Raw genomic sequence first — 25,411 nt, 5'->3', positions numbered from 1 at the left:
TTGCCTACACTCCGTTCCTTCCTTCTTCGGCTTCACGCAACCTTCTCGGTGCTGAAAGCGACCTTTTGATCACGAAGCATCCTATATGGGCTGTTCATCAATTACGAAATCTTCACGATTGTCACATACGCATTGCTTGAAGCCGGTCTCGACCCGGCCCCTTTCCCGTCTGCCCCGTAGAATAAATTTCTCACCGCATTGTCTGCAGCGAATGGTTACCTTTACCCGCACACAAGTCCTCCTTATTTTGGTGATTAAACTAAAAAAAGAGCATTTGTGTACAGTATTTACCAACACGCTACATATTAATCTCTTCCTCGCGATTAACAGAATGAAACGGAGAGCGCGCATTGGCATGCCGTACCTTGCCCATCCCGTAATACCAGAGAAAGATCATGAGAGGAACGACGAACCATATCCAATAGCGAGTCACCATAAGCAATATCAAATCATATACACCGTGCCAGAACAAAGGTATACCTATGGAATACAGCAAATAACGGCGGGAACGGCCTCCTTTTGAAAATTTGGCTTTTCCTAAATAGTAGCCCATTATTACACCAAACAGAGCATGCCCAGACACTGGCAGCAGCGCCCGAATCAGCAGATGCGAGAATGAGGTATAATTCGCCCATGCATACAGCACGTTCTCAATCGTGGCAAAACCAAGTGAGACTGCTACCGCGTACAGTATCCCATCATAATGTTCGTCGAACTCGACATGGTTGTAAATCATATGATACAGGACAAACCACTTAACGAACTCTTCGACACCGGCTGAGATGATAAACGAGAATACATAAGGACTATTTCCCCACCACTGCACAAGTCCGTACTGAATAATAAGAATGGGAAATACGATTAAAAATCCGAGCAGGAAAATACGAATAACCATATGAATCGGTTCGTAATCGTATCGATCCTTTAAATAAAAGTAAACTAACAAAGCAATTCCCGGGGCAATCGCTGCCGTTAACAATGGCAGGATTGGCGTCGTACTTTCGCTTGTTTGCACGGCCGTTTCTGTGATGCTGGCAACAAAAGTAGTCATGGCCGAAATACAAGTCACGCTTACACCCACCCCCGGTAGCGAGCCGCTTCCGCTATTTTACGGACACCGACCATATAGGCGGCAAGCCTCATGTCAACTTGCTTCGTCTGGTGTACTTCGTACACTTTTAGGAATCCGCGCGTCATTAGCTTCTGCAGCTTCTGCATCACTTCTTCCTCACTCCAATAATAACCTTGATTATTTTGCACCCATTCGAAATAAGACACAATAACGCCTCCACCGCTCGCCAACACATCAGGCACGAGCAGTATCTCTCTATCCGTAACGATCTTCGTCGCTTCAATCGTAGTCGGCCCATTTGCCGCCTCGACAATGATCTGCGCTTGAATTTGATGCGCATTATGTTCGGTGATTTGATTCTCGATCGCTGCAGGTACAAGAATATCGCAAGGCTGAATGAGCAGCTCTTCGTTCGAAATCGTATTTTTGAACAGATTTGTTACCGTACCGAAGGAATCGCGACGGTCAACCAAATCCGGGATATCCAATCCATTCGGGTCATACAACCCGCCGTGCACGTCGGATATGCCGACAACTTTGGCTCCCGCTTCATGCATGAATTTGGACAGATAACTGCCCGCATTGCCGAAGCCCTGCACGATGACACGCGCATCTTTGAGCGGGATCCCCTTCACTTTTAATGCCTCGTAGATCATCATAACAACGCCTTGCGCAGTCGCTGTCTCACGACCTTGCGAGCCCCCGAGCACAATCGGCTTGCCGGTAATGAAGCCAGGAGAATCAAATTCCCGGATAACACTGTACTCATCCACCATCCATGCCATAATTTGCGCATTTGTCATGACATCAGGCGCTGGAATATCCTTCGTTGGCCCGACAATCTGGCTAATCGCGCGAACATAGCCGCGGCTCAATCGTTCCAATTCATTTAAGGACATCCGTCGCGGGTCGCAGATAACCCCGCCTTTCCCGCCTCCATAAGGGAGATCGGCAATTCCGCATTTCAAGCTCATCCAGATGGAAAGCGCCTTAACCTCTTCTTCTGACACCTCTGGATGAAAACGAACCCCGCCTTTAGTCGGACCGACAGCATCGTTGTGCTGAGCTCGGAAACCAGTAAACATCTTCACTTTACCGTCATCCATCCGAACCGGAATACGAACGGTCAGCATACGCAGCGGTTCTTTTAACAAATCGACCATGTCTTGTCCATAACCTAAACGATGTAGAGCTTGCTCGATTACAACTTGTGTAGATTGAAGAAGAGAATTGTGATCTTGTGCGGACATCTTGATTCACCTCATAGAGTTTAGTTAGATAGGCTCATTGATTCTATGATGTTGGTTATGTAGTGTCCAATGAGAGGAAGTCAGCATATATTGATTGACAAGTGATGACAAATTAAAAACAGGGAGCTCACATATTGATGATCCAATAAGCGCTCCCTGTTGACGATGCACGGCGCTTAGACACGTCGCGCTTTGAAATGAGCACAAATTACGGATATCGCATCTTCTGCAATGATGCAGGTACCGTACTCTTCCAAAACAGCGGTTGTTACCGACGTTGCTTCCCCATATTCCGCTAAAATGGCGATAAAGCCGTGCAAGCGATGGGGCTCCATATTGGCCGGTTCCACGTGATATATCCACTGTCCGTTATATTGGTAGAGCGCGCCGGAGACGGGGAATTGACCGTTCACCGTATGAGCCGCTTCGATGAAATGTTCAAAATCACGGAACGCGAACACGATGGTGTCGCTTTCCTCCAGTGTAACTTCCATTTCGTATACGTCGTCCAGTTCATCTTCATCCACACCGTGAGCATGGTGTGATGCGCTGTCCCAACGGGTTCGTGTGACGATGACGACCATGCCTTGTGCAGGCATTGCGAATACTTCTACGGCAAGCGGTCCCGTCGCGTCAAATCCGAGTTCGGTATACGCTTGATCCATCATTTCCGCGAACAACTCCTGCAGCTTAGTCATTTCCTGCCACAGATCCTCGCGTTGGATCCCGCGCTCCGATAAATCGTCGAACGTAAGAAAAATACGGATTTTATCTTGACTTAGACGTTCGATTTTCATGACAGGACCCTCCTTTACAGCTTCGGTTATAACAGATTATGAAGCAACATATAATATGTGCTGAAAATGGTTCTATGTAACTCATGTTATCATTATTTCAAATGTTTTGCACTACATAAAATAGACGTACAAGGTTATGTATGGAAAAGTCAATTATTACAAAAATAAAGCAACCGCTCTAATGCGGTTGCTTCATCGAGTAAACCATAATTAATCCTTAACGATGGACATGCGTAAAGAGGTTCATTCCAGTTAGAAGCACACGATTAATGAGTTGATTGTTGCTCGGTGCTGCTGGCGGATTTCGAACGATCCGCCACTTGGGCCTTGGCGATATTTTGCGACGCCGACTCTGCCGCTGACGACTTATTGGATGCCATCGTCGCCGGAACCGGAGCCAATCCATTCTCACTCAGAATGGCATCGACTTTGCGTCTAACTTCTGGGTCGCCATCAATCAATGCTTTAATCCGGTCCAAGCTGAACCCGTCGACACTATGCTGCGCTTTCGAATCCATGAGCGTCGTCATGTTGGACATCTTCTTGGTAAGCGTGGAGTCCATTACTTTGTCCTTCGCTTTCCCCATCACATCCTGTACCATGTCGCCTGCGAGTTGAAGCTTGGACTGCAGATTCGCAAGCGAACGGCGATCCGCCATGTACATCCCCGCCAATATTCCGATTGCCGCTCCGGAAATAAATGATGTCACCTTCACTGCTGTTCCCTCCTTGTTTGTTAGGATCAGTTGTAGTGTGAGCGCCGGATGTGCGAAGCATTCGGATTAATTTTAGGAAACACTGGCTTTGGCTCCGGAGCGGAGTATTATAAAATGCGCTTCCGGCTTGCTGTTCAAGCGAAAAGGCAGATGGGACGTGCCGAATCCCCTGCTGATGAACAGCTTCGTTCGCTGATTGGCTTCGTCTTGAAAATCATACCAGCCCGCTAAATATTTTCGGTAAAACTTGCCCGTTCGCAGCGGACCATACCCCGGAACACATATTTGACCGCCGTGCGTATGACCTGACAGCACCACATCAATGTCCTTGACATCCACCCCCCGCAGAGACAGCGGATCATGAGTAAGAACGATCGTGCAATGCGGTTCGCCTCTCGGCTCGCTCATGGCAAGGCGGATGTCGGTTCTTCCCGAGCTGAAATCATCCCAGCCCGCAATCCATATGAATTCGCCGCTCTGCTCGAGCCGCATCGCTTCATTATCCAATAGCTTAACCCCGATATCCCTCAGATCGTCATCCAATTTGCGGATATCCACTTTATAGTCGTGGTTGCCATGCACCGCGATTACCGGAGCATATTGGCGCAGACAACTCATATTATACAAACATTGTTCTAGCGGAACACCACGCTCAATCATATCCCCGCCGACCAGCACTAGCTCTGCTTTCTCATGCTGTTCCAGTTGCGACATATGCCGCTGTGTCAACATCCTGCGATGGAAATCGGTAATAAAGAACAAGCGGACCCCGTCAAAGGATGACGGCAACCGCTCTAATACCACTTCTTCTTCTGTAATTGTAAGTCCCCGAGCTTCCCACAGCATATACCCGAAGAGAACACCGATAACTGCGATAACACCAATGATAACAGCAGCAGCAAGCATGGCGGATTATCCCTCCAGCGCCATTTTGTGGCGTCCCCATAATAGAAGTCCGACTAATAACCCGATAAACAACAAAAATAGAACATTGTAAAACCAATTCGTCAACTTCGCATAGTCGGAAGGATACAATTCTTTACGAGATGGTAGAGAACGGTCCTCATCTTCATCTATAGATGGAGAAACGGCAGCGACAGCTGCCATTTCTCTAGCGGATATATCCGCCTGATGATTTGCTGTCTTTGTCTTGATGTTCGAATGATGATCGACTTTTGATTCTGATGTGTCCGTCGTATCTTCCTTCAATTGGCGTAGTGCATCCAGTGCCGGGCTATGTACGATTGAGTCTTGACTGCGAGAGAACCCTCGAAAGGACGGGTCTGAATGATTCTCGCTCATGCTTCCCTCCGAAACCGTATGATAAGTCCCATAATAAGATCAATTACAAAATGAGCCATAATTGGAGCCCACAATGTTCCCGTCCATTCATAGACGATCCCCAAAGCGTAACTAATTAAAAATACCATCAAGGTCGGGAGCCAGTGGCGTAAATACCGAACATGGATGGTTGCAAACATAATGCTGGTCCAGTACGGGCCAAACGCATGCTGTACAGCTCCCCGGAAGAGCATTTCTTCGCATACTCCTACTATAAAGGAGATGACGAAAATGTGCCATACCGGACGCTTGCGAAACAGCTTCTCATTGACTCCACCATCATCGTTCAGTTCCTCCGGCACGAAGCGGGATATCGCAATATCGAACAGTACGACAGCAACGGCGAGGCCACATCCCCACCACAACCAGGTCCAGCCTTCCGGCAGGCTTAGCAGCTTGAACGGATTTCTTCCTTGCAGCCAAATCCATACCAAGCCTATCGTAAGGGTTATGGCCTGAGTCAAATATAAGTTAATTAGCAAAATGCGGTCGTCTAAGTCTTGTACATTGACCTGTCGCGACTTGAAGTTTTTCCATTTTTGTTTCATTCCATCCCTGCCTAACCAATTCTGTTTAAATATGAACCAATAGATGAATCATAGCAGAAACTTTAAGAATCATTCAACCTTAGCTGGCGAAAAGAGAAAATCTTTACGTAAAATGCAATGTGTTGTGTTTTTGTTCGTTATAACGGGGAAAAATAAGCGTTTTCACTCATTTCAAAGATTTCATTTTCGTTTTTTCAACCTATTGACACTGTTCTGGAAGCATGGTACATTAAGTAAAATTTCATGAGTTAATACGGTGAAGGAAACGAACGGGCAAAGAAGCCTACAGAGAGCCGATGTTAGGTGGGAATCGGCGGTGGATTGTCATGTTCCAGCGTTCCGGAGTTGTTGCGCTGAATTCGAATAGTTAGTAGGCGTGAACGGTTCGAACCCGATATCGTTCGTTATCTCTTTATGAGATGAAAAGGCTGTTTGTGTGAACGAACAGCGAATAAGGGTGGCACCACGAAAGAAGACTCTCGTCCCTTACTACGGTCGTAGTATGCGGATGGGAGTTTTTTTATATGTAAACATAGATCTAAAGGAGGAGAAACCATGTTTAAAGTGTTAGTTTCGGATCCGATTAGCGATTTCGGGATTCAGCAGTTGGTGGATGCACAGGATGTTACGGTAGTAAAGCAAACGGGATTGTCGGAAGACGAGCTGGTGGAAATTATCGGAGAGTATGACGCGCTGTTGGTACGAAGCCAGACACGCGTTACCCCGCGTATTATGGAAGCAGCCAAGAAAATGAAAGTTATTGGACGCGCAGGGGTCGGTGTCGATAACATCGATCTGCAGGCGGCGACACAGCGCGGAATTATTGTCATTAATGCTCCGGACGGAAATACAATTACGACGTGTGAGCATGCCTTTGCGATGATGATGGCGCTTGCCCGCCACATCCCGCAAGCTTACGTGAAGACGATTAGCGGCGTATGGGACCGCAAATCGTTCCTCGGCGTAGAGCTGTCGAACAAGACGCTAGGCGTCCTCGGCATGGGCCGTATCGGCAGCGAGGTAGCGAAGCGGGCCAAAGCATTCGGGATGGAAGTGATGGGCTTCGATCCGTTTATGACGGAGGAGCGAGCCGAGAAGCTTGGTATTAAGCTCGGTTCAGTAGACGAAATTATCCGTGCGGCGGATTTCCTTACCGTCCATACACCGCTGACGGCCGAGACGCGCCACATGATTTCTCGCCCGCAGTTCGAAGTGATGAAGCCAGACATGCGCATTATTAACTGCGCGCGCGGCGGCATCATCGATGAGTATGCGCTCATCGAAGCATTAGATGAAGGCATCGTTGCTGGTGCAGCCTTCGACGTCTTCGAAGCGGAACCGCCGCAGGCGGACCATCCGTTCCTGCACCATCCTAAGGTCATTGTAACCCCTCACTTAGGTGCATCGACCGTGGAAGCGCAAGAGAACGTGGCCGTGGACGTATCGGAGCAGGTGCTTCATATTTTACGCAACGAACCATTCAAGAATGCGGTCAACATGCCGCCTGTGCCGGCAAATGTTCTTAAAAAGATTCAGCCATACTTCGGTCTTGCCGAGAAGTTGGGGCAATTCGTCTCCCAAATGGCCAAAAGTGCCGTCCATGAGATCGTCGTCAACTATTCTGGTGACTTGGCTGAAGTGGACACGCAGCCGATTACACGCGAAATCGTCAAGGGCATTCTTTCCCAGCATTTAGGCTCGGACGTTAATGTCGTGAATTCCATGCACTTGGCAAAAGTAAGAGACATCAACATCATTGTGCAAAAATCGCACATCGCAAAGGGCTTCACCAATCTGCTCTCGGTAACGCTTCGGACAAGTTCGGAAGAGCGTCTGGTAGCCGGTACGCTGTTAAATGGATACGGCGAGCGAATCGTGCAAATCGACAAATATCCAGTAGATATCGCGCCAGAAGGCCATATTTTGCTCATCTCGCATAATGACAAGCCTGGGGTTATCGGAACGGTCGGCACATTGCTCGGCTCCAATGACGTCAATATCGCGACGATGCAGGTCGGACGGAAAATTGTCGGCGGCTCAGCCATCATGGTATTGTCTGTCGATAAGATGATTTCGAAAGTTGTGCTTGCGCAACTGAAAAACAATGCGGATATTATTAAAGCGAAGGAAATCGTGCTGTAACGCAGTACGTGCGTGTTCAGCCTCTATAAAATTGTTCCACGACGAACAAGATTTATAGTAAAAAAACGCGTTACTCTGACAGCAACTGAGATGCAGATCTCAACAAAAAACTCCCTTCTCTGCCGAAATGGCGGGAAGGGAGTTGTCGTTTGTTAGTCATTTTGCATCTTCTGGTGCACGAACAGGCACCGCAAAGGAGAATGTTGTCCCTTGACCCAACGCGCTGTCGACACGTAAGATGCCGTTGTGGGCTTCAATAATGTTTTTGACGATGGCTAATCCCAGCCCCGTACCGCCAGAAGCCCCTCTCTTACGGGCCTTATCGGCTTTGTAGAAGCGTTCAAAGATGTAGGGAACGTCTTCCGAAGGAATGCCTTGACCATGGTCTTCAATATGAATCCACAGCAGTTCCTCTCCGCCTGACGACACCGTTCGTTCGGTACGAATTCGTATTTCTTCCCCTGACGAAGAATGACGGAGCGCATTGTCGAGCAAATTCGTCAACACCTGCTCCAAGCGATCTTCGTCCGCAACAGGCAGGACAGGATCCTCCGCATCCAATGACATGTGCAAGGGTATGTCTCTTTCTTTGGCAATAACGGAAAACTTGCGGTATACGCGATGAATGAGCTCATGCACATCCGCTTCGCTCCAATGCATAGGCAAGTGTCCCGCCTCCATGCGGGCCAAATCCAATAAATCCTTGACCAAACGCCCCATGCGCAGCGATTCGTCATGAATGACTTGAACTAATTCCTGCCGTTCCTCTGGCGAAGCCGCAATATCGTCCAGCAGCGCTTCGCTGTATCCTTGCAGCATCGACAGCGGCGTCCGAATCTCATGTGAGACGTTCGCCACGAAGTCCTTGCGCAGCTTCTCAAGCCGCACCTCCTCCGTCACATCGCGCAGCACGGCTACAGCTCCGCGCACGCGGCTGTCGGCATGAAGCGGCCCCACGATGACAGACCATACTTCCTGTCTGACATGGACGCGTGTTGACACTTCTTCGCCTTCTCGAATGACCTTCTGGAACAGCGGCTTCATCGGGACGGGAACTGATGAAGGATCGGACGGCTCTACGTCGACATTCCACTCCATCGAATTCCAACGGTTCAAAATCGCTTCCCCATGCGGGTTGGCGAGAAGCATGCTCCCTGAAGCGTCAAATGTAATGACCGCATCAGTCATACTCCGCAGCACGCTCGCCAAATGCTCCTTCTCGTGCTGCAAATCCTGAATCGTCATCTTCAGCTCTTCGGCCATGTGGTTGAACGTACGCGACAATTCCCCAATCTCATCGGAGGAAGGGATCGTGACGCGCGTCGAATAATCGCCCTGGCGAATCGTATCGGCAGCCTGCTTCAGCTTGCGAAGCGGCTGCGTAATTTTAGTAAATAGAAACAAAGCGAAAAAGGTCGTGAGCGAGAACCCGGTAATAGCGGTATATACGAATAATTGTTTTATATCGTTAGGATGGGTAAAGTTGCTATCGATATATGGAAGCAAGTATACACCCAACGTGGCCATGACGACTGCAACGAGACCGATGATGGTCATCCACAGCTTGCCGACTACACTGCGCCAAAATTTCACGATTATTTCGGCACCTCTAACTTGTAACCGACGCCCCACACGGTCGTGATCATCGTAGCCGCTTCCGGTGAAACTTTGTTTAATTTCTCGCGCAACCGCTTCACATGGGTATCAACCGTGCGCAAATCGCCGAAAAATTCATAATTCCATACATCCTTCAACAATTCTTCACGCGAAAACACTTTATCCGGAGACACGGCTAAATAATGAAGCAGCTCATATTCCTTTGGAGTTAGGCTGATTTCATGTCCGCCTGCCGTCACCCGGTGGGCATCATGCTCGATAATCAGGTGAGGAAATACGATGTTGTTGCTTGCTTTTGGATCGTTCGTCAAAAATGCCGTAGCCGATGAGCGACGCAGCACTGCCTTGACGCGATATATCACCTCTCGCGGACTGAACGGCTTCACTACGTAATCATCCGCCCCGACCTCAAAGCCTTGCACCCGGTTCATCTCTTCGCCCTTGGCAGTGAGCATGATAACCGGTGTCGCTTTGACTTGTCTCAAGCGGGTGCACACTTCGATCCCATCCATGCCAGGAAGCATGACATCCAGCAGTATTAGGTCGTAATCCTCGCCAACCGCTTTGCGAAGCGCGATTTCACCATCCTCCGCTTCCTCAATTTCGTAGCCTTCCTTCTCCAGGTACATCTTAAGCAGGCGACGAATCCGTTCTTCATCATCTACGACCAAGATGCGGTTCACTTGTTCGGACATGAACGACTCTCCTTCCAACGGTATCAAAAAGTATGAACGACTGAAGTTCAGCAGGACAGAAGCCGCAGTCGTTCGACCGAATCGTTATCGGCGCAATGGTCAGACTCCAGAATAAGAATGAAGCCCGGAAATGACGAGATTGACGCCGACAAGCGTAAACATCACTATCAGGAGGCCGATAACGGCCAACCATGAAGATTTTGCGCCATGCCAGCTGCGGGACAAGCGCAGGTGAAGATAGGCGCTGTAATACAACCATGTAATGAGCGCCCACACTTCTTTTGGATCCCAGCCCCAGAAGCGGGACCAGGCGATTTGTGCCCAAATCATGGCAAAGACCAGTGCCCCTAATGTAAAGACAGGGAATCCGATGGCGATGGAACGATAACTGATTTCATCTACCAGATCGGGATCTAACCCCTGCACCAGCGGACTGATAGCTTTTGCAATCGGTTTGCGCAAGATGAGCCGGATTGCCGCATACAGCACAAGACCAGCAAGAAGTGACCAAATAACCGTATTCAGCTTACGTCCCGCCTGCACCCCTTTCATCCAGCCAGGAGCTTCCATCAGCGGCAGCTTCATGCCGATAAAGCTCGGCACCGCTTCTAAAGAGCTTTCTTCACTGTTGTAAGGTGCAATCAAAGGCGGCATCGTGTACGTAACCGATTCTATTTTACTATTGATTTGGCCGTTTTCGACCGTTTCCACTTTTTGATTGACGATCACTTCATAGTCCGCGGCGCGGAAGCTGAATACGACAGCAATGAAGCCGATAACAACAATTATACATCCCATTGTGAATTCGAGCCAACGTTGTGAACGCCGGTCGCTTCCCGAATCCCAACGCACCGTCCGCAGCAAATAGAGCAGTGCGGCTACGAAGGCGACGGCAAAAAAAGCATAGCCGAGCGCTGCCAACGTAACGTGTATTTTCAACCAGACCGAATCGAGCTGAGGAATCAAAGGCTGCACTTCACTCGGGAAGACAGAAGCATAAGCCATAATAATGACGGCCAGCGGAACCGCAAATGCGCCAAGCACCGCCGAACGATAAATGAGATACATGACGACAAATGCGCCGATAATCATCATCGCCAAGAACGACATGAACTCGTACATGTTGCTGACCGGGATATGTCCCGCTCCAATCCAGCGAGAGATAAAATAGACGAGCTGACTGCCAAAGCCGATGGCCGTTACGGTAAATGAAATTCTGCCCCACCTGCGCTCATGGCGCGCCCGGTCGTGTGTCTTCATTTTTTTGCCCGGCATCGCATAGACGAACAGGATGAATGAAATACAAAATAAGAAGAACGCGACTACATATGCGTCCTGGCTCAATTCTAATGACGTCACGCCTTACTCCCCCCACGATCGATAGATTTAGCATCGACTTCAATGTCCACTGCTTGCAAAGCTCGGGCGACTTCATTCCGAAGCCCATACCAGTTCTTGTTCGTATGCGCTCCGAGCGCCAGCTGTTGCCCATCCAATCGCAGCCATATGCGGCGGTGCTGCCAGTAGAAGCCCATAATAAGGCCAATCATGCTGATGGCAGCTCCTATCCAAATGAACGGCATCGCTGTATCTTTGCGCACATTCAGATAGCTGGTGGATTCAGACAGTGTTACATCGTTCATCGATTGGACATGCAAATCGAACTTGTTGGCTATTTCGCCATTGATGACGTCTTGCTGAAACTTCACTTTGTCTTTTTGAAGAGGGAAATACATATATGGCTCGCCCTCGTTCGGCAGGCCCGGGCCTTTAATCATAAAGATAAAGGCAGGTGCATTCGGGTCTTGAGACTTCGTTGTCGGTTTCCCATTCTCATCAAGTCCGAAATCCATAAATTTGTGGGTGAGTTCTAAGGTGTAAGGACCGACTTCATAGTGGGTCTCCGTACGATTGATCTTCAGCTCGAACTGTCCGTACACTTCCCCAGTCTGCGGATTCTCCAGCACTGGCTTTACTGCAACAAGTCTTGGTGTCAGATCGAAGTCGAATTGATACACCATCAAGCCTTCATACTCCAATGGCTCGTTCACGCGTATATCATGCTTCATCACTTCTTCTAGTACCGGTTCGGCGGCGAGTTCATCGCATTTATCCACGCAGCGATACAACGTCGCCTTTGTCTCGAACAACTTCGCTATGACACGGCCTTCCTTGACGAATTGCTCGGGCATGTCCTCCTCGCCATAATATTCAACCGTAAAGTGGTCATTCTGCAAATAAAACGGCGTACCCGGTATTTCCTTCGGCTGACCTTGCGGAAAAGCATCATAGTATTCCATATGCCATCCTGGAATGCTGCGGGCCAGAACAGCCAACAAAAAGATAATAAGCCCGATATGGTTTATGTATGGACCCCAACGGCTGAAGCGATTTTTCTCCGCCAAGAGCGCATCCTCATCGCGGACGATCTTGTATCCTCGCTTCTTGAGCGACTTGCTCATCCCGTCGAGCCAAGTATTCGGTGAATCCTGTATGTCGCCTTGGTACACAATGCGCTGACGGGTGATGAATTGCCCATGCTTGCGCACTTTCTGCTTATGCAAGGCGCGATATAACGGCAGCACCCGATCCAGACTGCAGATGACGAGCGACGCCCCAATCATGACGAGCAGCGTAATAAACCACCAAGACTCGTAGGTATGGGACAAGCCGAGCAAATAATAAATGTGCCCCATTGTCCCATACGATTGCTTATAGTACAACGAAGCGTCAATATTGATGAACTGGCTTTCCTGTGGGTAGATCGTGCCGAACATCGAGCCTATCAGTGTGATGACGATTAAATAAACCGCTACCTTGACGGATGAAAAAAAGTTCCAAATGCGATCGATAATGGACGGATTCGCTTTTTGCGATTTTCGCGCAACTCCGTCATACCGCATCTCTAGGACTTCATCCAATGCGGGTTCCTCATGCTGCGGCTTCCCGCACGCTTCGCAGAGAACGGTTCCAATTGCGTTCTGGTGGCCGCATTCGCATTTCGTATTGTCGAACCGCACTACATTGTCCTCCTTCCATTATCGATTATCATTGTCCCGTTATCTCCTGAAGATATTTATCCAGTTGAGATTGGGTGAGTTCACCGATATGGATGGCGTGAACTTTACCGTCCGGCTTCACGAAAAATGTGGTCGGGAGCGGTCGGATCCCAAACGCTTCCGTTACTTTCTTCTTCTGATCAAGCAGCATTGTAAAGTGCACATTGACCTTTTTCATATAATTTTGTACGACCAATGGATCTTCGCCATAGTTAATTCCGACGATTTCAACATTTTTGGCCTTCCACTCATCCGCCGCCTTCTGCAGCGTCGGCATTTCCCGTTCGCACGGCTCGCACCACGAGCCCCAGAAATTGAGCACGAGCGCCTTGCCCTTGTAATCCCCCAGCTTCACGACGCTGCCGTTCAATTGCTGCAATGGCAGATCCGGGATCGTGCTGCCTTCCTTCGGCACCTCCGGCTTCTTGAAGGCAGAGCTTACGGCGAAGCCGCCGAGTACGAGAATGACGACCAAGATGATGATCTGGGTTGTTTTATTCCGCTTGCCCATTACCAACGCCCTTTCCAGAAGTTGTTCAAAAAGCCCCTTTTGATCACGAAGCATCCCAAGATGCGATTCGACATCAGCTGAAAATGGTTCTTTTTGAACTCGCACTTCTATGACATTATTCACATTTTAGAGGAAGATTTTCAACAAATTCATTACACCACTCACGATCATTATAATTCAAAGACCAGCGGTCATATCTTCCTCAATATGAAAATTATGTGTCTTAGCCAAGGGCAGATATAATGGCGCGGTTCATTCCGTTAAGGGGTACGATTCGACAAGAGCGCCATTTGCAGCTCATTTACTTCAGACTTGGTCAAATGGCGATATTTCCCGCGCGCGATGCCTTGCAGTGTAATATTGGCGAATTGAACCCGCTTTAATTTAATGACTGGATGACCGATTGTATCAAACATGCGGCGGACTTGGCGGTTACGCCCTTCGTGAATGATGACACTAATGGTTGCAATATTACGTTCCATATCAACATCGTGATATTCGACTTCTGCAGGCTGAGTCATACCGTCATCCAACATGACGCCTTTCTTCAGCTTCTCCAACGCATCCCCGTGCGGAACGCCTTTCACTGTTACATGATAAATCTTCGCCACGTGATGGCGTGGATGCGTCAAGCGATTGGCTAAGTCACCGTCGTTCGTCAGGAGCAGTAATCCTTCGGAATCGTAGTCCAGACGTCCGACAGGATATACACGTGTGCCAACGCCTTTAATAAAGTCGATAACCGTTTTGCGTCCTTCTGGGTCCGATGTGCTCGTAATTACACCCTTCGGCTTGTGAAACGCCAAGTAGACTTTATCCGTCTTCACTCTGAGCGGCTTGCCGTTCACCGTTATGACATCACTGGCAGGGTTCGCCTTCACTCCGAGAGTCGTAACAACCTCCCCGTTCAATTCAACCTTGCCGGCTAATATAAGTTCTTCGCATTTTCGACGCGATGCTATACCTGCATTCGCTAAAATCTTCTGTAAACGTTCTTCCATATACGTTTGTCACCTCATGATAATGATATCCTTTTGTGAACAATACCACAAGAAGGACTGTTCAAAATGTTGTCGAAATTTGGTTGTCGAATTGACAAGATACGTAAGCAGCTGACCCAAACGTAGATAAATACACGTGAGGGATACTTGTTCTCGATAGTACGTGCTGCATTGATCCCCCTCAACCTGTCCTTCTGCAGACAAAAACAGGGACTGTCCTTCAGGTCATACAGACCTTTTAAGACAGTCCTTGGTCATTCATTTCTTTCAAGCTATATAGATATTATCCTGATATGAAGCCAAATACAAGCAAACATACGATAATGGCTGCCACAAAGCCTACCAGATCAGAGAAGAGTCCGACTTTGAGCGCATAGCGCCCGTTGCGGATACCTACGGCCCCGAAGTACACAGTCAGCACATACAGCGTCGTATCCGTACTGCCTTGGATCGTAGAAGCGATTCGTCCGATGAGTGAATCAGAACCATACGTCTTAATCAAATCCGTCGTAAACGCCAACGAACCGGCCCCGGTTATCGGCCGCAGAAAAGCGAGCGGCATCACCTCGCTCGGCACACCAAGCACATCGAGCAGCGGCCGGAACAGACTGACCATCCAATCCATTGCCCCTGAGGCGCGAAAAACGCTAATCGCCACCATCATCCCCACTAAGGTTGGGATAATATTAATCGAGGTCTGAAAACCGTCCTTTGCGCCTTCGACGAACGTTTCATAGACGGGCACGCGGCGAAAATAAGCGTATAGGGGAATAAATACGACAATGGCTGGAATGGCCCATGCAGATATCGTGGTAACAAAAGAATACATGAGCGAACCGTCCTTTCCGAAGCATTACAGAAGCTGCAGATAGATAAGTCCGTAGATTGCAATGGCGGCGCATGCCGTCATTCGACCGTGCGTCATATCATTAATCCGGCACTGGAGGCAACTCCACGCTGGCTTGTGCCGACAGTCCAGATTTGCGGCGTGTCGTCATTCCTGGCGGTGCATTGCTGCGCCGTCGATACCATCGATCCGCCGCAATGGCCGCACACGTGGCGACAATCGTGGCCAGCAAGGTCGTGCCGACAATTTCCGCTGGGTTCTCCGAGCCGAAATTCATCCGAATCGCAATCAAGGTCGTCGGAATAAGCGTAATGCTTGACGTATTAATGGCCAGCAAGGTGCACATGGCAGGACTCGCCGTGTCTTTGCTCGGATTTAATTTCTGCAGCTCCTGCATGGCGCGAATCCCCATCGGAGTGGCAGCATTGCCAAGACCTAACAGGTTCGCGCTCATGTTCGACATGATGAAGCCTAAGGCCGGATGGTTCCGCGGCACATCTGGGAACAAATACCGCACGATAGGCCCAAGCGCCTTGGCCAAACGCTTCAATAATCCTGCGTCTTCCGCGATGCGCATCATACCAAGCCAGAACACCATGACGCTAATCAGACCGAAGCTGACGGTCACCCCCGTTTTTGCACCGTCGAACACTGCCTCTGTGACCGCCTCAATACGGCCTTGAGCAGCAGCCGCGATAAAGCCGACTAGCAGCATAAACATCCAAATGGCATTTACAATCGTTTCCGCCTCCTATTGAAGATGAGATTATGCGCCGAATAGTGAACCAACCACATAGCGCATTTTTGCGAACCACTTGCCCACAAGCGTAGCAGCCTGTCCTTCATAAGATGGCATGGACGACGCAGGCGAGGAGGCGGAGGCATTGGAATCCGTTAACGGAACCGTTGCGATCACGTTGTCATCCAGCTTCACTATGAGCCGTCCGCGGTGACCTAAACGAGCATCCAGACTGTTCTTGTCCAGAATGCTCACAGCCGTCACAATGCGCTCTCGCTCTCCTGCACTTATCGGATAAGCAACCTCACTTGATGTTTGCAAGGGATATCCTTCAATTTCCTGCCCCTTTTCCACCAACGACGTCATCGGAAACGCTTGGAAGCCATAATTAAGCAGCCGTGAGTGGTCTACCCAATCGCTCGAATCATTCAAGGTGACCGCCACCAATTGCTGTCCGTCTCGCGTGGCTGAGCTGACAAGACAGCGCAAAGCATCTGACGTATATCCCGTCTTCACACCGTCCGCCCCCTCATACAAGCGAAGCATTTTGTTCTTGTTCATCCATTTGTAATCCCACTTCTCATACGGATTCGGGGCCATCTTCACCTGAGTGCGCACGATATCACGAAAGATGCTGTTATGAAGCGCGTAGGCGGATAATTGGGCGAGCTCATTAGCCGTTGTGTAATGTCCTTCTGCATCGAGTCCGTGCGGGTTGCGGAATTGCGTGTGCTCTAACCCAAGCATCTTGGCTTTCTCATTCATCATATAAACGAACCCTTCCTCTGACCCGCCCACATGTTCCGCGATCGCAACCGCTGCATCATTGCCCGAGCGCAGCATTAATCCGTACAACAGATGGTTCAGACTCATCTCTTCGCCAAGCCTTAAATATATCGAGGAGCCTTCTTTTCCGAACGCCTTTCCGCTAACCTTCACTTTGTCACTGAGACGCCCATGTTCAATCGCCACGATCGCCGTCATAATCTTGGTGGTGCTTGCCATTGGCAGCATCGCGTCACCGTTATGGCTATACAGCAATCGGCCTGTCTTGACATCGATTAATGCCGCAGCCTTAGCATTCGTGGATGGCAGTGAAATGCGTGCAGGCTTCTGACCGGACGGAACTGGCTTCGTCGTCTGGATAGTCGCTTCCGTATCGTTCGGCGAAGCGGGTTGTCCGAACACTTCTACGGCCCCCATTCCCATCAGCACCATACTGATGAGGAGCAATTTCGCAACTTGTCCCACGTATGGAAATCTGTTCATAAGTTCCTCCTTCACATTCGTACCGGTCAAGTTGTTTCATATGTATGCTTACGCGAGACCAGGTATGTCCAATTTCTTTGCTTGCAACGGGCTAATGCAATAAGGCGCCAAGCTCACTGTCTCCTTCGCGGCCATTGCGGGAACGGCATTTTCCGAAGGACAGTGAACTTGACGCCAACCTTTGCGTCATTCTTCTACGGCAAAATAATATCTTCACCTGACACAGGTTTCGATTTGGATGGCGCGCGGCTCATCATTGCCTCTATGCGATCCAACACTTTTGGCGTGACGTCAATAATTTTTTCCAACAGATGCGTTTGATTATCGAGCGACACCACATTAATTCCTTGCTGACCGACGACTAAAAAAGCGATAGGCGTAATGTATACACCGCCCCCACTCCCGCCTCCAAAGGGCTTGGCAGCTGACGGATGCTGTTGTGCCCCGGACTCTCCCTGCTGACGTTCTCTCTCTTCGGTGCGAAAGTCGCTTCCGCCTGCAGCAAATCCAAATGCAACTCGACTAATCGGAAGTATTACGCTTCCGTCCGGTGTTTGCACCGGATCGCCAACAATTGCGTTGACATCCACCATCGCTTTAATATTCTCAAACGCGGCGTGCATTAAGCCTTCGATAGGATGTTCCGCCATGTTCTGACTCCTCCTTCTGCGCGAACGATGCGGATGATTAACTTAAGAACGACACTTATAGCGTGCGCGGTGCGAATTTTGGTTATACAAACAAGTCTTGTGGAAAAAAACGGATAGTTATAGTGTGGGATTACATCCAGCTCGGGATTGCGATAGAAACGGATATGCCTCGTCAGAAATCCGACAAACAAGCTTTTTGCAGACCAAGAAGCACCTGTCACGATCCCTGTCGTCGCGGGATTGCGCAGACCGATTTCCGTATCCCATATCAACGAATTGCACTGTACTTTATCCAGCGTTTCACCGATCCACTCCATCAAATCTCGTGTATGATGGAGAAGCAAACTCATATTCTCTGCATAGTGATGGATTATCCGCTTATTGATGCGACCCTTCTTTTTGCGAGCATGGCCGGTTCCTACATTGTCTTTCTTATTAACCCGTATCTTAAAGCCTTCATCCCAATCGACAAAGCGGATCGAGCGCCATTCATACCGCCATCGAATCCGTCCAAAGAAGAGTCGAATAAATATGGCAATACGCTCATACTCGCCTGACTTATGGATGACAATCTTACACTCGACAGACGAGGCAAGTATATAGACCAACAATAGAAGAAGCACGATGATAACTACTGCTCCTATGATCATATGCCTCCCCCCAATTCCTGAACTAACCGTATTATGGCCTTTCAACCAACTGAGCATACTTTCAGGATTCAAGATTCATCCATTACATGATAAAGAGCCTGTCTGTCAAAGACGATGAACATCTTTGACAGACAGGCTCTTACCCGCTCAAACGCTAGCCCACTATAAGTTTAAATCGGACGTCTCTAAGGATTCACCTGGTTGAAGCTCAACGCCATGAATGCCGATTAATTTCAATCTGGATATGTATGCCGAAGCATCCTGTTCAATAGGAGGAAATGTATTGTAATGAATCGGAACGACGACTTTGGCTTGTACCCATTGGGCGGCAAGCAGCGCGTCTTCTGGATCCATCGTGAAGAAGCTCCCGATAGGCAAAAAGGCAATATCCGGTTTGAAACGTTCACCAATCAGCTTCATGTCGCTGAACAGTGCCGTATCGCCAGCGTGATACAATGTCAGGCCGTCCATTTGCAGCACGATCCCAGCGGGGTTTCCCAAATAAATGGCTTCTCCATTCACTGTATACGAAGAGCTGTGCAGTGCTGGCACCCATTTAATCATGCCAAAATTAAAGGTGCAGGATCCACCCAAGTTCATACCGACTGCTCTCGCGCCTTGCCGTTCCATGTACTCTGCCAGTTCTACCACGGCAAGTATAGTCGCATCATTCTGCTTCGCAATGGCGGCAGCGTCGGCAATGTGATCTCCGTGCCCGTGTGTCAACAGCACATAGTCGACAGCGATGTCCGCGGGCTTGGCGGTCGCGACCGGATTGCCGGTCAGGTAAGGGTCAATGAGTAAACGGTGATGTTCGGTCTCCAATTGAATGCAGGAATGGCCGTGAAATTGAATTCGCATCGTTATTTTCCTCCTTCAGTTTCATTCACATCCTCTATCGTCAGCTGACGTCCTTCTAATTTCTCGAACAGAAGCTGTGTTTCCTCCTCTAATCCATCTGTTTTTTCAAATAAAGAAGCTTCAGGCAATTCCTGAATCGCTGACAGACCAAAATAATCCAAAAAAGATTTAGTCGTTCCATACAGAATGGGGCGACCGATGGCTTCTGCCCGTCCGACTTCCTCTATTAAATCTTTATTGACGAGCGTCTGTATCGCCCGATCCGATTTCACACCGCGGACTTCCTCGATTTCCACCCGGGTAATCGGCTGGCGATAAGCCACGATGGATAGTGTCTCTAGCGCCGCCTGGGACAAGGATGAACGAGAAGGCGAATATGCCATGCGTTCAAAATACGGCGCATGATCAGGCAATGTAGCCAGTTGATACATACCTGCTATGGCGACGATTTGGATGCCGCGCTTGGCCCGCTCCATCTCTGCCTGCAAATCGTTGATAGCTTCTTGCACAATCTCCTGACGCTGTTCCGTAATCTCTGCCAGTTGCTTATTATTTAACCCTTCATCTCCCGCCATAAACAGAAGACCTTCAATAATCGACTTCAACATCTGAAAGTCCATCCGTTTCCACCTCACCGTTCCATTGAATCACGATATCTTCGAATAATTGGTCTTGATAGCATTGTATTTGCTTCATCTTCATTAATTCAAGCAGAGCGAGAAACGTAACCACGATCTCATGCCGCGACATTTGTTCGCTCAACAGCTTGGAGAACATCGTCTTGCCGCCGTTGCCGACCGGGCGCAGCGCCCGTACAATATCTTGAATCCGGTCCTTCACCGATATTTCATCCCGGTGGATGGTCGCCACCTGAGTACGTCTTGCCGCCTTGCGGAGCGCCTTCTGGAAAGCGGCGATCAAATCCGTCACATGCAGCCCCTCCACCGGATTTTCCTGAGCTGTCGGCATGTACGGCGATAAATCTTCCGGCTCCTTCGTAAAGATCAAGCTGCGTTCAGTCTCGCGTTCGCGCAGATGCTCGGCGATGCCTTTGTATTTGCGATATTCAATCAGCTTGCGAATCAATTCCGAACGCGGATCCATATCATCATCATCGTAATCCACAAAATCATCTTCCCAGTCCATCACCGGAGGTTTAGGGAGCAGTTGCTGTGACTTCATCGATAATAAGGTTGCCGCCATAACGAGGAACTCGCTCGTAATTTCAAGCTCGAGCTCGTGCATATTGTGCAAATAATCCATATATTGATCAGTAATTTCGCTAATAGATATGTCTTGAATATTAATTTCCGCTTTATCGATAAGATGCAGGAGCAAATCGAGCGGCCCTTCGAACAAATCCAATTTATACGTTACTACGGACACCCCGTGAACCTCCCGTGAAAAACAAATGTAGCGCCCAAAAAGGGCACTACATTAAATAAGCACTATTTTAACTGATTCGTCAAGTTTGCCATCTCAATCGCGGTAGCAGCCGCTTCCCACCCTTTGTTGCCGGCTTTCGTTCCAGCACGCTCAATTGCTTGTTCAATGGAGTCGGTAGTCAGCACACCGAAGATGGTCGGTACGCCTGTCTTCATATTCACTTGCGCTACGCCTTTAGCAGCTTCACTGCATACATAGTCAAAATGTGGAGTGGATCCTCGAATAACCGCACCGAGCGTAATGACGGCATCATATTTGCCGCTTTCTGCCATTTTTTGAGCAATTAAAGGAATTTCAAATGCTCCCGGCACCCAGGCTACATCGATTTCATCATCCTTGACACCGTGCCGCTTCAAAGCATCAAGCGCGCCAGATACAAGTTTGCTTACAATAAACTCGTTAAAACGTCCGGCAACAATCCCATATTTCAATCCATCGGATACTAAATGTCCTTCAAATATATGTGGCATAGGTGAAACCTCCCATTGAGTTTGAGTTTTAAATTGCAGGTTGCGTGCAAATGAAATGCGCCTGTCATTGGTTGTGTTCGTTCTGTTCAATCGAATCAAATTTCAGCATATGGCCCATTTTATCGGCTTTCGTGTGCAAGTAGCGCGTGTTGTCCTCATTTTCTTCCATTTGAATCGGAACACGTTCAACCACTTCAAGCCCGTACCCTTCGAGCCCTTTAATTTTGCGCGGGTTGTTGGTCATAAGCCGGATTTCACGCACACCGATATCTTTCAGTATTTGCGCACCGATGCCATAATCGCGCAAATCCGGAGGAAAGCCCAGCTTCAGATTCGCATCGACCGTATCCAAGCCCTGCTCTTGCAGCTTATAGGCTTTAAGCTTATTAACCAGTCCGATACCGCGACCCTCTTGACGCATATAGAGCAGCACTCCCGTTCCCTCTGCCTCTATCTTCTGCAAGGCGGCAGCGAACTGAGGCCCGCAATCGCAGCGGTGAGAATGGAAGACGTCACCCGTCAAGCATTCGGAATGAACGCGGACGAGCACGGGACTCGTACCGTCGATGTGACCCTTCACGAGAGCAACGTGTTCTTTGTTGTCGACTTCGTTCGTATACGCAATCGCCTTGAATGTGCCGAAGTCGGTCGGCATGTTCACTTCTACTTCGCGACGCACCAGATGTTCCTTCTCATTGCGGTAATGAATAAGGTCCTTGATGCAAATGAGCTTTAAACCATGCTTTTCCTTTAGTTCCATCAAATCCGGCAGACGAGCCATCGTTCCATCTTCTTTAATGACTTCGCAGATGACTCCAGCAGGACTGGCACCGCACATACGGGCCAGATCGACCGCCGCTTCGGTGTGTCCCGCACGACGGAGCACGCCGCCCGACTTCGCGATCAGCGGAAAGATATGGCCGGGACGGCGGAAGTCATGCGCCTTAGCTGCCGGATCGAGCATCTTCAGAATCGTGAGTGAACGCTCATGGGCCGATATCCCCGTCGCCGTGTCCACATGGTCGATAGATACGGTGAATGCGGTGCCGTGGTTGTCGGTGTTGTGTGTAACCATAGGCGGCAGTTCGAGCTCTTCGGCACGTTCCGCTGTAATTGGAACGCACACAAGCCCCCGTCCTTCCGTAATCATGAAGTTGATGACTTCCGGAGTCGCTTTATCCGCAAGCGCGAGAAAATCACCTTCGTTTTCGCGATCCTCGTCGTCTACGACTACGATCACTTTGCCTTGCATCAAATCGTAGATTGCATCTTCTATCGAATCAAAGTGAATGATTTCATTCATGGAATTTCCCCCTTATCGGTTACATGAAGCCGTGCTCTGCCAAAAAAGCAGCGCTCAGCGAACTTGACTTTGCCGTGCTGTTCTGCTTGTCTTCCACGGCGGATATACGATAGTTAAGCAAATGCTCGACATATTTGCCAAGTACGTCGCATTCAATATTCACCGTATCGCCAGGCTGTTTGAAAAAGAGCGCCGTCTCCGCCAGCGTGTGCGGAATAATGGATACGGCGAACTCGCCTTGATCAGTATGAATGATCGTCAGGCTAATGCCGTCTATCGTAATTGAACCTTTCGGGATCATATATTTCGCCATGTCAGGCCGTGCCGCTCTGAATTCGAACACGACCGCATTATGCTCCGGCGTCCGGCTCACAATGGTGGCCATCCCATCTACGTGTCCCTGCACAATGTGACCGCCAAAGCGACCGTCTGCTGCCATTGCCCGCTCCAAATTAACAGGGTCGCCCGGACGCAAATCTTTCAGATTCGTATGCCGAAATGTTTGCGGCATCACATCCGCCGCAAACGATGAACGGTTGAAGGAGGTAGCCGTCAGACAGACACCGTTGATGGCGATGCTGTCTCCTATCTTCATGCCCTCAAGCACGCTGGCCGCTTGAATGTGCAACACCATCGCCTCACCGCGCTTGGTCACGGACTGAAGCTTTCCTATCTCTTCAACAAGTCCCGTGAACATCGTCCTCTACCTCCTTATCGTATTCTGAAGCTCCCCCATTTTCAGAAGATTTCCCGTATGGATAGCCGCTAATGCAAATATTATCTCCTAGCGTTTCTACTTTTACTTGCTGCAGCCGATACGCATCCTGCATGCGTTCGACACCGGCAAAAGAGAAGTTTCCCGGCGCGAGGCTGCCGCCTGCAATAATCGGCGCATAGAACAAGATGACTTTGTCGATGAGACCGGCTTCCAGCATCGCTCCGTTCAGTTGGCCTCCGCCTTCGAGAAGGACGGAGCCAATCTCGTGCTGGCCGCACCATGTCATCATTTGCCGCAAATCTACATGTTCGCCGTCTCCTGCCGTAATTACCTCGGCTCCAAGCTTCTGTAAAGCAATCCGCTTCACTTCATCTGCGTGCGAGGTCGTAAAAATAACCGTTGGTGCGAGACCGTCCGTCACCACCTTGGCATCTATCGGGAGGCGCAGCTTGGAATCTACAATGAGGCGCATCGGATGCAAGCCTGCAACAGCGAGGCGAGTCGTGAGCGATGGATTGTCTGCCAGCACCGTTCCGCTGCCGACCATGATGGCTTGGTGACGATGACGCATTGCATGCACCCGCTCGCGCGCTTCCGCATTGGATATCCATTTACTGTCTCCGGCAGACGTCGCAATTTTGCCATCGAGCGTGCTGGCTGTTTTAAGCGTGACGTACGGGAGACGTGTCGTAATATATTTGGCGAACATTTCAATTAGCTCGCGCCCCCGTTCCTCCAGCACCCCCACGGTAACCTCGATGCCGTTAGCGCGCAACAGTGAAATACCGTTCCCCGCTACGGCCGGATTCGGATCTTGGCACGCAACGACGACGCGGCATACGCCAGACTCCACCAAACGCAAGCTGCAGGGAGGCGTTTTCCCATAGTGACTGCATGGCTCAAGCGTCACATAAGCGGTTGCGCCTAGGGCCGAATCTCCCGCCATATGCAGCGCATGCACCTCTGCATGGCCTTCACCGCGCTTCAGATGGGCGCCAAGTCCGACTACGCGGCCTTCACGCACAATCACACATCCGACCGCAGGGTTAATCTCCGTTTGCCCCACCGCCCGTTCCGCCATGTCGAGCGCCAGCTGCATGTAGAATTCATCATTTATGACATCGTGCACCGATTTCAATCCTCCTTTCCTGCAATTCTTCCCTGATCGGGTTATTCGGGAACAAAAAAAGCCCTTCGGTTCCTCCGAAGGGCTAGAGCATATGAGCTTACAGGTATGTACTTCATTTCACAATTAGCGCAAAGTAAAAATCGGCAGTAAAAATAACACTTTTTCAGAAAATTCTAAAAACGCGTATTCAAAAAGGTCCTTTTTGAACAACAGCTGAAAAAGTATCATACGCCAATATAAACGTTGCACACAGCTTCGTGTGTACTTCGCATTGTGAAAAAAAGAACTATAAAGAACCAAAAAAAGGTCCTTCTCCTGACGCCCCTTCTCCCATCCAGACTATACTGTCGGCTCCGGAATTGCACCAGATCCACCGTGCGAACTTGCTCGCCCGGGTCACGGACTGAGGACTTGCCGAGATTCGGTCATCGCCCATCACCGCCGGTCGGGAATTACACCCTGCCCTGAAGGTAAGTCAAAATATATGAATGATAAAGCCTTGCGAATAGAAGTTTATCATTAGTCGCTGAAAAATGCAACCGGGCATCCCCGCTCATGTTGAACATGACACGATAACGGG

The 25,411-nt window shown here is 49.4% G+C and carries 26 protein-coding genes, 1 riboswitch and 1 other annotated feature; of the genes, 1 reads left to right on the top strand and 25 read right to left on the bottom strand.

Annotated elements, in window-relative coordinates:
• Nucleotides 1-298: 298 nt before the first annotated feature.
• The 7 genes from prsW to A372_RS0106875 all read right to left on the bottom strand — a co-directional run bounded on the left by prsW (nt 299) and on the right by A372_RS0106875 (nt 5,724).
• Nucleotides 299-1,069, bottom strand: a complete 771-nt coding sequence (gene prsW / locus A372_RS0106905; RefSeq protein WP_019420099.1) for a glutamic-type intramembrane protease PrsW — start codon at nt 1,067-1,069, stop codon at nt 299-301.
• Between the two features lie 2 nt (nt 1,070-1,071).
• Nucleotides 1,072-2,322 carry a Glu/Leu/Phe/Val family dehydrogenase gene (locus tag A372_RS0106900; RefSeq protein WP_019420098.1) on the bottom strand — a complete coding sequence of 417 codons (1,251 nt, stop codon included), beginning with the start codon at nt 2,320-2,322 and terminating at the stop codon, nt 1,072-1,074.
• A gap of 176 nt (nt 2,323-2,498) precedes the next feature.
• A complete protein-coding gene (locus A372_RS0106895) occupies nt 2,499-3,119 on the bottom strand; it encodes a genetic competence negative regulator (protein ID WP_019420097.1) in 621 nt (206 codons plus the stop codon).
• A gap of 266 nt (nt 3,120-3,385) precedes the next feature.
• The gene (locus A372_RS0106890; RefSeq protein ID WP_019420096.1) at nt 3,386-3,835 is read right to left on the bottom strand and encodes a hypothetical protein; all 450 of its coding nucleotides are present in this window, start codon (nt 3,833-3,835) and stop codon (nt 3,386-3,388) included.
• A 72-nt stretch (nt 3,836-3,907) separates the two neighbouring features.
• Complete coding sequence (locus A372_RS0106885) at nt 3,908-4,741, bottom strand: metallophosphoesterase (protein ID WP_019420095.1); 834 nt, start codon at nt 4,739-4,741, stop codon at nt 3,908-3,910.
• A 6-nt stretch (nt 4,742-4,747) separates the two neighbouring features.
• Nucleotides 4,748-5,137 (bottom strand): hypothetical protein, encoded by a 390-nt coding sequence (locus A372_RS0106880; RefSeq protein WP_019420094.1) that lies wholly within the window; start codon nt 5,135-5,137, stop codon nt 4,748-4,750.
• Nucleotides 5,134-5,724, bottom strand: coding sequence for a type II CAAX endopeptidase family protein (locus tag A372_RS0106875; protein ID WP_019420093.1), 591 nt, complete (start codon nt 5,722-5,724; stop codon nt 5,134-5,136). The genes A372_RS0106880 and A372_RS0106875 overlap by 4 nt, the downstream gene beginning before the upstream one ends.
• Nucleotides 5,725-5,971: 247 nt before the next feature.
• Nucleotides 5,972-6,214 (top strand) — a binding site (T-box leader).
• Nucleotides 6,215-6,279: 65 nt separating this feature from the next.
• Between A372_RS0106875 and serA the strand changes: the two genes are divergently transcribed.
• Complete coding sequence (serA, locus tag A372_RS0106870) at nt 6,280-7,866, top strand: phosphoglycerate dehydrogenase (RefSeq protein WP_019420092.1); 1,587 nt, start codon at nt 6,280-6,282, stop codon at nt 7,864-7,866.
• Between the two features lie 156 nt (nt 7,867-8,022).
• Here the strand turns inward: serA and A372_RS0106865 are convergent, their stop codons facing one another.
• The 18 genes from A372_RS0106865 to ribD form a co-directional block, all read right to left on the bottom strand.
• The gene (locus tag A372_RS0106865) at nt 8,023-9,459 is read right to left on the bottom strand and encodes a HAMP domain-containing sensor histidine kinase (RefSeq protein WP_019420091.1); all 1,437 of its coding nucleotides are present in this window, start codon (nt 9,457-9,459) and stop codon (nt 8,023-8,025) included.
• Nucleotides 9,460-9,461: 2 nt separating this feature from the next.
• Nucleotides 9,462-10,178 (bottom strand): response regulator transcription factor, encoded by a 717-nt coding sequence (locus tag A372_RS0106860; RefSeq protein ID WP_019420090.1) that lies wholly within the window; start codon nt 10,176-10,178, stop codon nt 9,462-9,464.
• Nucleotides 10,179-10,277: 99 nt separating this feature from the next.
• A complete protein-coding gene (gene ccsB / locus A372_RS0106855; protein WP_019420089.1) occupies nt 10,278-11,537 on the bottom strand; it encodes a c-type cytochrome biogenesis protein CcsB in 1,260 nt (419 codons plus the stop codon).
• The gene (gene resB, locus A372_RS0106850) at nt 11,534-13,198 is read right to left on the bottom strand and encodes a cytochrome c biogenesis protein ResB (protein ID WP_019420088.1); all 1,665 of its coding nucleotides are present in this window, start codon (nt 13,196-13,198) and stop codon (nt 11,534-11,536) included. The genes ccsB and resB overlap by 4 nt, the downstream gene beginning before the upstream one ends.
• A gap of 28 nt (nt 13,199-13,226) precedes the next feature.
• Nucleotides 13,227-13,748 (bottom strand): thiol-disulfide oxidoreductase ResA, encoded by a 522-nt coding sequence (gene resA, locus A372_RS0106845; protein WP_019420087.1) that lies wholly within the window; start codon nt 13,746-13,748, stop codon nt 13,227-13,229.
• Nucleotides 13,749-14,008: 260 nt separating this feature from the next.
• Nucleotides 14,009-14,749 (bottom strand): pseudouridine synthase, encoded by a 741-nt coding sequence (locus A372_RS0106840; RefSeq protein WP_019420086.1) that lies wholly within the window; start codon nt 14,747-14,749, stop codon nt 14,009-14,011.
• A 283-nt stretch (nt 14,750-15,032) separates the two neighbouring features.
• Nucleotides 15,033-15,578, bottom strand: a complete 546-nt coding sequence (locus A372_RS0106835) for a spore maturation protein (protein WP_019420085.1) — start codon at nt 15,576-15,578, stop codon at nt 15,033-15,035.
• Between the two features lie 100 nt (nt 15,579-15,678).
• Entirely contained in the window at nt 15,679-16,335 is a 657-nt protein-coding gene (locus A372_RS0106830; RefSeq protein WP_026010936.1) for a nucleoside recognition domain-containing protein, read from the bottom strand.
• Nucleotides 16,336-16,362: 27 nt separating this feature from the next.
• Nucleotides 16,363-17,604, bottom strand: coding sequence for a D-alanyl-D-alanine carboxypeptidase family protein (locus A372_RS0106825; protein ID WP_019420083.1), 1,242 nt, complete (start codon nt 17,602-17,604; stop codon nt 16,363-16,365).
• A gap of 194 nt (nt 17,605-17,798) precedes the next feature.
• Complete coding sequence (gene ytfJ / locus A372_RS0106820) at nt 17,799-18,254, bottom strand: GerW family sporulation protein (RefSeq protein ID WP_019420082.1); 456 nt, start codon at nt 18,252-18,254, stop codon at nt 17,799-17,801.
• On the bottom strand, nt 18,227-18,904 hold the full coding sequence (locus tag A372_RS0106815) for a DUF2953 domain-containing protein (RefSeq protein ID WP_019420081.1): 678 nt from the start codon (nt 18,902-18,904) through the stop codon (nt 18,227-18,229). The genes ytfJ and A372_RS0106815 overlap by 28 nt, the downstream gene beginning before the upstream one ends.
• A gap of 162 nt (nt 18,905-19,066) precedes the next feature.
• Nucleotides 19,067-19,765 carry a metal-dependent hydrolase gene (locus A372_RS0106810; RefSeq protein ID WP_019420080.1) on the bottom strand — a complete coding sequence of 233 codons (699 nt, stop codon included), beginning with the start codon at nt 19,763-19,765 and terminating at the stop codon, nt 19,067-19,069.
• A gap of 2 nt (nt 19,766-19,767) precedes the next feature.
• The gene (scpB, locus tag A372_RS0106805; protein WP_019420079.1) at nt 19,768-20,385 is read right to left on the bottom strand and encodes an SMC-Scp complex subunit ScpB; all 618 of its coding nucleotides are present in this window, start codon (nt 20,383-20,385) and stop codon (nt 19,768-19,770) included.
• Complete coding sequence (locus A372_RS0106800; protein WP_019420078.1) at nt 20,354-21,151, bottom strand: segregation and condensation protein A; 798 nt, start codon at nt 21,149-21,151, stop codon at nt 20,354-20,356. The genes scpB and A372_RS0106800 overlap by 32 nt, the downstream gene beginning before the upstream one ends.
• A 62-nt stretch (nt 21,152-21,213) precedes the next feature.
• Nucleotides 21,214-21,681, bottom strand: coding sequence for a 6,7-dimethyl-8-ribityllumazine synthase (gene ribH, locus A372_RS0106795; RefSeq protein WP_019420077.1), 468 nt, complete (start codon nt 21,679-21,681; stop codon nt 21,214-21,216).
• Nucleotides 21,682-21,745: 64 nt separating this feature from the next.
• Nucleotides 21,746-22,984 carry a bifunctional 3,4-dihydroxy-2-butanone-4-phosphate synthase/GTP cyclohydrolase II gene (locus tag A372_RS0106790; protein ID WP_019420076.1) on the bottom strand — a complete coding sequence of 413 codons (1,239 nt, stop codon included), beginning with the start codon at nt 22,982-22,984 and terminating at the stop codon, nt 21,746-21,748.
• A gap of 19 nt (nt 22,985-23,003) precedes the next feature.
• Entirely contained in the window at nt 23,004-23,681 is a 678-nt protein-coding gene (gene ribE, locus A372_RS0106785) for a riboflavin synthase (RefSeq protein WP_019420075.1), read from the bottom strand.
• Nucleotides 23,662-24,831, bottom strand: coding sequence for a bifunctional diaminohydroxyphosphoribosylaminopyrimidine deaminase/5-amino-6-(5-phosphoribosylamino)uracil reductase RibD (gene ribD, locus A372_RS0106780; protein ID WP_019420074.1), 1,170 nt, complete (start codon nt 24,829-24,831; stop codon nt 23,662-23,664). The genes ribE and ribD overlap by 20 nt, the downstream gene beginning before the upstream one ends.
• A gap of 318 nt (nt 24,832-25,149) precedes the next feature.
• Nucleotides 25,150-25,307: riboswitch (FMN riboswitch) on the bottom strand.
• Nucleotides 25,308-25,411: the final 104 nt, after the last annotated feature.

Origin of the sequence: Paenibacillus sp. OSY-SE (genome assembly GCF_000283315.1) — a bacterium.
In the GTDB taxonomy this organism is placed as follows: Bacteria; Bacillota; Bacilli; order Paenibacillales; family Paenibacillaceae; genus Paenibacillus_B; species Paenibacillus_B profundus.
This window is presented reverse-complemented; position numbering and strand designations above follow the sequence as displayed.